Below are 8170 nucleotides of genomic sequence, written 5' to 3'. Positions count from 1 at the left end.
CCCCCGGTCCGACGAGGCGCCCTTGCCCCGACGGCGCCGCCGACATAGGGCGTGCCCTGGCGTGACCCGATCGCCCGCGCGGCCGCCGCGCTCCAGCGGCCCGGGAAGGTCGGGAAGGTGCCGGGGCGCCGGCGGGCATCCCCTACCAGGGCAGCCGCAGGACCTCGCGCGCGTGCGCCCGCGCCGTGCGGCTAGGGGTTGTCGGGTCGGGCCGGGCCGGTCACGGTAGGAGCCGTTGAGGTCCCGACAGGACAGCGGGCGACCGGAGCCGGCCACGAACCCTCGTGCGCTCCCGCCCGCGGATCAAGGTGAGACGCGCGGTCCCGCAGGTCCGCGGGCGGCGCCTCACCGGTGTCGTGGTCCCACCACGCCGACCGCCGGAGGGATTCCAGTCACCATGGCAGCTATCGACGATCTGTGGGTGCGCCGCTACCACCCCGCGCCCGAGGCCCGGCACCGGCTGCTCTGCCTGCCGTACGCGGGCGGGTCCGCGAGCTACTTCTTCCCGGTGTCCCGCGCGCTGTCGCCGCAGGTCGACGTCCTCGCGGTGCAGTACCCCGGCCGTCAGGACCGGCGCCAGGAGCCCTGCGTGGAATCCGTGCAGGAACTGGCCGACCTGCTGGTCGACGTCGTCAAGCCGTGGGCCGACCGCCCGCTGTCGCTGTTCGGCCACAGCATGGGCGCCTCCGTGGCGTTCGAGCTGGCGCTGCGGCTGGAGGACCTCGGCATCGTGCCGCACACGGTGTGGGCCTCCGGGCGGCGCGCCCCCGGCGCCCACCGCGACGAGCGGTTCCACCAGCTCGACGACCAGGGCCTGCTCGCCGAGATCAAGCGGCTGGACGGGACCGACAACAACCTCCTCGACGACGAGGAGATGGTGCGGATGGTCCTCCCGGTGCTGCGCAGCGACTACCGGGCCGCCGAGACCTACCGCCCCACCCCCGGTGCCGGGCTCACCGCGCCGGTCCTCGCCCTGGTCGGCGACGACGACCCGAAGGTCACCGTGGACGAGGCCCGGAAGTGGGCCGAGCACACCTCGGGCCCGTTCGAGCTCGAAGTCTTCCGCGGCGGCCACTTCTACCTCAACGCCCACGCCAACACCGTCGTCGACCGGATCCGCACCAGGCTCGGCTGACAACTCCGCCGTTCCTCCGCGTCATCCGTCCACGCGAAGTTCCGCCGCGTCATTCATCCACGCGAATCGACCGTGTTGAAGGGCAGCCGGTTTCGAACCGGTTCTAGAGCTGCTCTGCGAGCCGGTCCTCGGAAATCCCGGAAAACTGCCCAGAGGAGTCGTTCGTGTCCAAGTCGCTCTACGAACTCGGTGAGATTCCGCCGCTCGGCCTCGTGCCCGAGCAGATGTACGCGACCGTCATCCGGCAGGACCGCTTCGGCGAGCCCCTCAAGGCGATGCAGACCGAGGTCGTCGACGTGCCGGAGCCCGGTTACGGCGAAGTGCTGGTGTACGTCATGGCCGCCGGAATCAACTACAACAACGTCTGGGCGTCGCTCGGCGAACCCATCGACGTCATCGCGATGAGACAGCGGTTGCTCGGCGAGAAGGAGGATTTCCACATCGGCGGCAGCGACGGTTCCGGAGTCGTCTGGGCCGTCGGCGAGGGCGTCAAGCAGTTCAAGGTCGGCGACGAGGTCATCCTTTCCGGCGCGACCTGGGACGAGACGGCGGAGGACGTCCGCACGGGCGTCGACCCGATCGCCTCGAAGTCGCTGCGGGCCTGGGGCTACGAGACGAACTACGGTTCCTTCGCCCAGTACACCGTGGTGCGCGAGCACCAGCTCCACCGCAAGCCGGCCAACCTGTCCTGGGAGGACGCCGGCGGCTACCTGGTCACCGGCGCCACCGCCTACCGGCAGCTGACCGGCTGGGCCCCGCACGACGTCCGCCCGGGCGACCCGGTGCTGATCTGGGGCGGCTCCGGCGGCGTCGGCTCGGCGGCCATCCAGATCGTGAAGCTGCTCGGCGGCATCCCGATCGCCGTGGTCTCCAACCCGGACCGGGTCCAGTTCTGCCTGGACCTCGGCGCCGCGGGCGTGATCGACCGCCGGGAGTTCACCCACTGGGGTCGGCTGCCGGACCTCGACGACGAGGCGGCCGGCCGGGCCTGGACGGCGGAGGCCCGCCGGTTCGGCGCGAAGATCTGGGAGATCCTCGGGGAGCGCCGCAACCCGAAGATCGTCGTCGAGCACCCCGGCGAGGACACCCTGCCGACCTCGCTGTTCGTCTGCGAGAACGGCGGCATGGTCGTGCTCTGCGGCGGCACCAGCGGCTACAACGGCGATCTCGACCTGCGCTACCTGTGGATGCGCAGCAAGCGCCTCCAGGGCTCGCACGCCTCGAACACCCGGGAGAACCGCGCGGTCATCGGGCTGATGGCGGACGGCCGGCTCGACCCGTGCATCACCTGGTGCGGCACCTTCGACCAGATCGGCGAGGCCCACCAGATGCTCTACGCGAACCAGCAGGGCGTCGGCAACCTGGCCGCCCTGGTGAACGCCGCGGCGCCGGGGCAGACCTCGCTGCGGACCGGCTGAACGACGGGACGGGAGCCGCGCCGCCACGGCGGCGCGGATTTCCGGACCGAATAACGGAGCGGGAACCGCGCGAATGCGGTTCCCGCTCCGACGGCGAACGGCCCGGAACGGCCCGTGCCATCTGATGTCCTTTTTTCTGGGGTCGGCTAGGGGTATCGCGCGGGGATTCTCTCCCTAGGATGCGAAACGCTGCGGTCTCACGGGTAATCGGTACCGGCTGCGGTCCACCGCCGGCCGGGAGTAGGGGTTGATCTGCGTGGGGGAAGAGCAAAAGTATCTCGAATACCTGAAGCGGGTGACGGCCGATCTCCGGCGCACACGTCGTCAGCTCCAGGTGGCGGAGATGCGCGAGCGCGAGCCCATCGCGATCGTCGCGATGGCCTGCCGTTACCCGGGCGGCGTGAGCTCGCCGGCCGACCTGTGGCGGCTGGTGACCCGCGGTGGTGACGCCATCACCGGTTTCCCCGAGGACCGCGGCTGGCCGGCCGGGTCCGGCTACGCCGACGAGGGCGGATTCGTCGACGGGGTCGCCGAGTTCGACGCCGCGCTGTTCGGCATCTCCCCGCGCGAGGCCCTGGCCATGGACCCGCAGCAGCGACTGCTGCTGGAATCCGCCTGGGAGGTCGTGGAGCGGGCCGGGATCGACCCGCGCTCGCTCTCCGGCAACCGGGTCGGCGTCTTCGTCGGCGCCTCCGCCTCCGGCTACGCCGAGGGCGCCCACTCCCTGCCCGAGGGCGCCGCCACCCACCTGGCCATCGGCAACGCGGCCAGCGTGGTGTCCGGCCGGGTCGCGTACGCGCTGGGCCTGGAGGGCCCGGCCGTCACCGTCGACACGGCCTGCTCCTCCTCCCTGGTCGCCCTGCACCTGGCCGTCCACGCGCTGCGCGCGGGCGACTGCGAGCTGGCGCTGGCCGGCGGTGTCACGGTGATGTCCTCGCCGAGCGTCTTCGCGGAGTTCAGCCGCCTCGACGGCCTGGCCGGCAACGGGCGGTGCAAGGCCTTCGCCGAGGGCGCCGACGGCACCGGCTGGGGCGAGGGCGTCGGCCTGCTGATGGTCGAACGGCTCTCCGACGCCCAGCGGTTGGGGCACCCGGTGCTCGCCGTGGTGCGCGGCAGCGCCGTCAACCAGGACGGCGCCTCCAACGGCCTCACGGCCCCCAACGGCCCGTCCCAGCAGCGGGTGATCCGTCAGGCGTTGGCCGGCGCGGGGCTCTCCCCGGCCGACGTGGACGCGGTCGAGGCGCACGGCACCGGCACCCGGCTCGGTGACCCGATCGAGGCCCAGGCCCTGCTCGCCACGTACGGGCGGGAGCGTGCCGAGGGCGGCCCGCTGTGGCTGGGCTCGGTCAAGTCCAACATCGGGCACACCCAGGCCGCGGCCGGCGTGGCCGGTGTGATCAAGATGGTGCAGGCGATCCACCACGGCCTGCTGCCGGCCACCCTGCACGTGGACGCGCCCACCCCGCACGTGGACTGGAGCGAGGGCGGCGTCGAGCTGCTCACCGAGGCCCGGCCGTGGCCGGAGACCGACCACCCCCGCCGGGCCGGCGTCTCCTCGTTCGGCATCAGCGGCACCAACGCGCACGTGATCATCGAGGCGGCGCCCGCGCCCGCCGAGCCCCAGGGCGAGGGCGAGGGTGAGGCCGGGCCGGACGCCGGCACCGAGCCGGCCGCCCAGGTCTCCCCGGCCGACCCGGCCCCGTCGGGCCCTTCGGCGCCCGCGCCCGCCGCCGGCCGGCCGTCGCTGTGGCCGCTCTCCGGCAAGGGTGCGGCCGGGCTGCGCGCCCAGGCAAGCCGACTGCGCGCCCACCTCGCCGAGACCGAGGCGCCCGACCCCGTCGACCTCGCCTGGTCGCTCGCCACCACCCGCGCGGGCCTGGACCACCGCGCGGTGGTGCTCGGCGACCTGCTCCCGGGCCTGGACGCGCTCGCCGGGGGCGACCCGGCCGCGGCGGTGACCGGCGTGGTGGGCGAGGGCCGCTGCGCCTTCCTGTTCACCGGCCAGGGCTCGCAGCGCGCGGCGATGGGCCGCGGGCTGTACGAGGCCTTCCCCGCCTTCGCCGAGGCCTTCGACGCCGTCTGCGCCGAACTGGACCGCCACCTCGACGGATCGGTCAAGGACGCGGTCTTCACCGGCCGCGGCCTCGACCTGACGATGTGGACCCAGGCCGGCCTGTTCGCCGTCGAGGTCGCGGGCTTCCGGCTGCTCGAATCCTGGGGCGTGGCCCCCGACTTCCTGCTCGGCCACTCCGTCGGCGAACTCGCCGCGGCGCACTGCGCGGGAGTCCTCACGCTCGCGGACGCCTGCGCCGTGGTGGCCGCGCGCGGCCGGTTGATGCAGGCGCTGCCGTCCGGCGGCGCGATGCTCGCCGTCCGGGCCACCGAGGCCGAGGCCGTCGAGGCGATCGCCGGACGCGCCGACGTCGCGGCGGTCAACGGGCCGTCCTCGGTCGTGGTCTCCGGCACCGTGGAGGTGATCGACGAACTGGCCGCCCGCTGGGCGGCCGAGGGCCGCAGGACGAGCCGGCTGACGGTCTCGCACGCCTTCCACTCCGCCCTGATGGAGCCGATGCTCGCGGACTTCCGCGCGGTGCTGGAGACGGTCTCCTTCGCCCGCCCCCGGATCGCGATCGTCTCCAACCTGACCGGAGCCGTCGCCGCGCCCGACCTGCTCACCACCCCGGAGTACTGGGTGCGGCACGTGCGCGAGGCCGTCCGGTTCGCCGACGGCGCCGCCTGCCTGGCCGCCCGGGGCGTGACCCGCTTCGTCGAGCTCGGCCCGGACGGCGTGCTCTGTGGGATGGCCCAACAGGCCGGTGCCGAGGGCGTGTTCGCCCCGGTGCTGCGTCGCGATCGGGACGACGCCGAGTCGGCGCTGACCGCACTGGCCCGGATCTGGACGGCCGGGGTCGAGGTCGACTGGCGCACCGTGCTGCCCGAGGGCCGCCGGGTGGAGCTGCCGACGTACGCCTTCCAGCGCGAGCGCTACTGGCCGCAGAGCATGGCGGCGCCGGTCGGCCCGCCGCGCGAGGCCTCGGACCAGGACGTCCGGTTCTGGGCGGCGGTGGAGCGCGCGGACCTCGCCGAGCTGGCCACCACCCTGAAGCTGGAGGAGGCCCCCGTCGCCGGTCCGGAGACCGAGGGCGAGTGGGAGGACGACGGCCGTCCGTCGCGCCGTCGCCGCCGGGGTGGCCGCCGCCGCCGTCGTGGCGAGGCCGAGGAGTTCGAGGCCGCCGAGGCCGTCGAGACCGAGCAGCCCGCCGCCGAGGAGTCGGCCGAGGCCGTCGCCGAGGACGAGGGCGAGGAGGACGACGACCTGGCCGCCGGCCTGTCCTCGTCGCGTCGCCGCCGTCGTCGCCGCCGCCGCAGCGGTGAGGCCGGCGCCGTCGAGGCCGCCGAGACCACCGAGGACGGCGTCCGCACGGTGGTGAAGGTGCGCGAGCCGCGCCGCCGCTCCACCGAGCCGTCCTTCGACCCGGACGAGGTGCAGTCCATCAAGGGCTCGACCCGACTGGAGGCCAAGAAGCAGCGCCGCCGCGAGGGCCGCGAGCTGGGCCGCCGCCGGGTGCCGATCATCACCGAGGCCGAGTTCCTGGCCCGCCGCGAGTCGGTCGAGCGCGTCATGGTGGTGCGCCAGAGCGGCCAGCGCACCCAGATCGGCGTCCTTGAGGACGGCGTGCTGGTCGAGCACTACGTCAACAAGGAGCAGGCCACCTCGTACGTCGGCAACGTCTACCTGGGCAAGGTCCAGAACGTGCTGCCGTCGATGGAGGCCGCCTTCGTCGACATCGGCAAGGGCCGCAACGCGGTGCTGTACGCCGGTGAGGTCAACTTCGGCGCGCTGGGCGGCCACGGCGGCCCGCGCCGGATCGAGTCGGTGCTGAAGTCCGGCCAGTCCGTGCTGGTGCAGGTCTCCAAGGACCCGATCGGCCACAAGGGCGCCCGCCTGACCAGCCAGATCTCGCTGCCCGGCCGCTACCTGGTGTACGTGCCCGAGGGCTCGATGACGGGCATCTCGCGCAAGCTCCCGGAGAACGAGCGCGCCCGGCTGAAGCAGATCCTCAAGAAGATCGTCCCGGACGACGCGGGCGTCATCGTGCGCACCGCCGCCGAGGGCGCCTCCGAGGAGGAGCTGACCCGCGACGTCCAGCGCCTCCAGCAGCAGTGGGAGGACATCCAGAAGAAGGCCGCGACCGGCAACGCCCCGGCGCTGCTGTACGGCGAGCCGGACATGACCGTCCGGGTCGTCCGCGACATCTTCAACGAGGACTTCAGCAAGGTCATCGTCTCCGGCGACGAGGCGTGGAAGACCATCCACGAGTACGTCTCCAACGTGGCCCCGGACCTCGCCGAGCGGCTCCAGCGGTGGACCTCCGAGGTGGACGTGTTCGCCACCTACCGGATCGACGAGCAGCTGATGAAGGCGCTGGACCGCAAGGTCTGGCTGCCCAGCGGCGGTTCGCTGGTGATCGACCGCACCGAGGCGATGGTCGTCATCGACGTCAACACCGGGAAGTTCGTCGGCCAGGGCGGCAACCTGGAGGAGACGGTCACCCGGAACAACATCGAGGCGGCCGAGGAGATCGTGCGCCAGCTGCGGCTGCGCGACCTCGGCGGCATCATCGTGATCGACTTCATCGACATGGTGCTGGAGTCCAACCGCGACCTGGTGCTGCGCCGCCTGCTGGAGTGCCTGGGCCGGGACCGGACCAAGCACCAGGTGGCCGAGGTCACCTCGCTGGGCCTGGTCCAGATGACCCGCAAGCGGGTCGGCCAGGGCCTGCTGGAGTCCTTCTCCGAGCCGTGCGTGCACTGCAACGGCCGCGGCGTGATCGTCCACATGGAGCAGCCGAGCGCCCACGTCCACGCCCCCGTGGCGGCGGGCGAGGCCGGTGCGGGCGGCGGCAAGCGCCGTCGCCGCGGCAAGGGCGGCGCGGGCCAGGAGGAGCCGCAGGCCGTCGAGCCCGTGGTGACCATCCTGTCCGAGTCGGCGGAGGACGTCGCCGAGCCGGTGCGCGAGGAGATCGAGGGCCAGCTGGCCCTGGAGGTCCCGGGCGTCGAGGCTCCGGCGGAGGCGGCCGCGCCGACCGTCGAGGCCCCCGTGGCCGAGGCCCCGGCCGCCGCTCCGGCGGGCCGTCCGCGTCGCCGCGCGGTGCGCAAGGCGACCGCTCCGGCGGGTTCCCCGGACACCGCCGAGATCGTGGTGCTCCAGGCCAAGGCCGAGGCGGCGCTGGAGGCGGCCCTGGAGGCCGCCGCCCCGGCGGTCGCGGAAGCCGCCGCCGAGGCCGTCGCCGAGGCGCCGGGTGAGCCGGTCGTGGTCGCGGAGACCGCGGTCGTCGCCGACGCCCCCGAGGCCACGGAGGCTCCCGAGGCCACGGAGGCCGCCGAGGCCGGCGAGGCTCCGGCCGAGGAGGCGCCGGCGCCGAAGAAGCGGGCCGCCCGCAAGACCGCCGCGAAGAAGACCGCCGCCAAGAAGACCACCACGGCGGCCAAGAAGACCACCGCCCGCAAGACCGCCACCAAGCGGACGAGCGCGGCGGCCAAGAAGGCCGCGGCCGCCGAGGGTGATACGGCGTCCGAGTAGTGCCCACGCCCGGGGCGGGAGTGATCCCGCCCC

Annotated in this window: 2 protein-coding genes and 1 pseudogene; all 3 read left to right on the top strand. The window is 73.7% G+C overall.

What is annotated here, in order from left to right; genetic code table 11:
• Nucleotides 1-397 precede the first annotated feature (397 nt).
• On the top strand, nt 398-1135 hold the full coding sequence (locus tag ACIQOV_RS16400; RefSeq protein ID WP_401049100.1) for a thioesterase II family protein: 738 nt from the start codon (nt 398-400) through the stop codon (nt 1133-1135).
• A gap of 164 nt (nt 1136-1299) precedes the next feature.
• Complete coding sequence (gene ccrA / locus ACIQOV_RS16395; protein ID WP_359898534.1) at nt 1300-2553, top strand: crotonyl-CoA carboxylase/reductase; 1254 nt, start codon at nt 1300-1302, stop codon at nt 2551-2553.
• Between the two features lie 265 nt (nt 2554-2818).
• Nucleotides 2819-8137 (top strand): annotated as a pseudogene (locus tag ACIQOV_RS16390) (Rne/Rng family ribonuclease); the annotation flags it as partial.
• Nucleotides 8138-8170 lie beyond the last annotated feature (33 nt).

Source organism: Kitasatospora sp. NPDC091257, from assembly GCF_044757675.1.
GTDB classification, from domain to species: Bacteria; Actinomycetota; Actinomycetes; order Streptomycetales; family Streptomycetaceae; genus Kitasatospora; species Kitasatospora lactacystinica.
This window is presented reverse-complemented; position numbering and strand designations above follow the sequence as displayed.

Bases quoted from the DNA above. Each gene is read 5' to 3' on its own strand.
- ACIQOV_RS16400 (WP_401049100.1), top strand. From the start codon at position 398: ATGGCAGCTATCGACGATCTGTGGGTGCGCCGCTACCACCCCGCGCCC.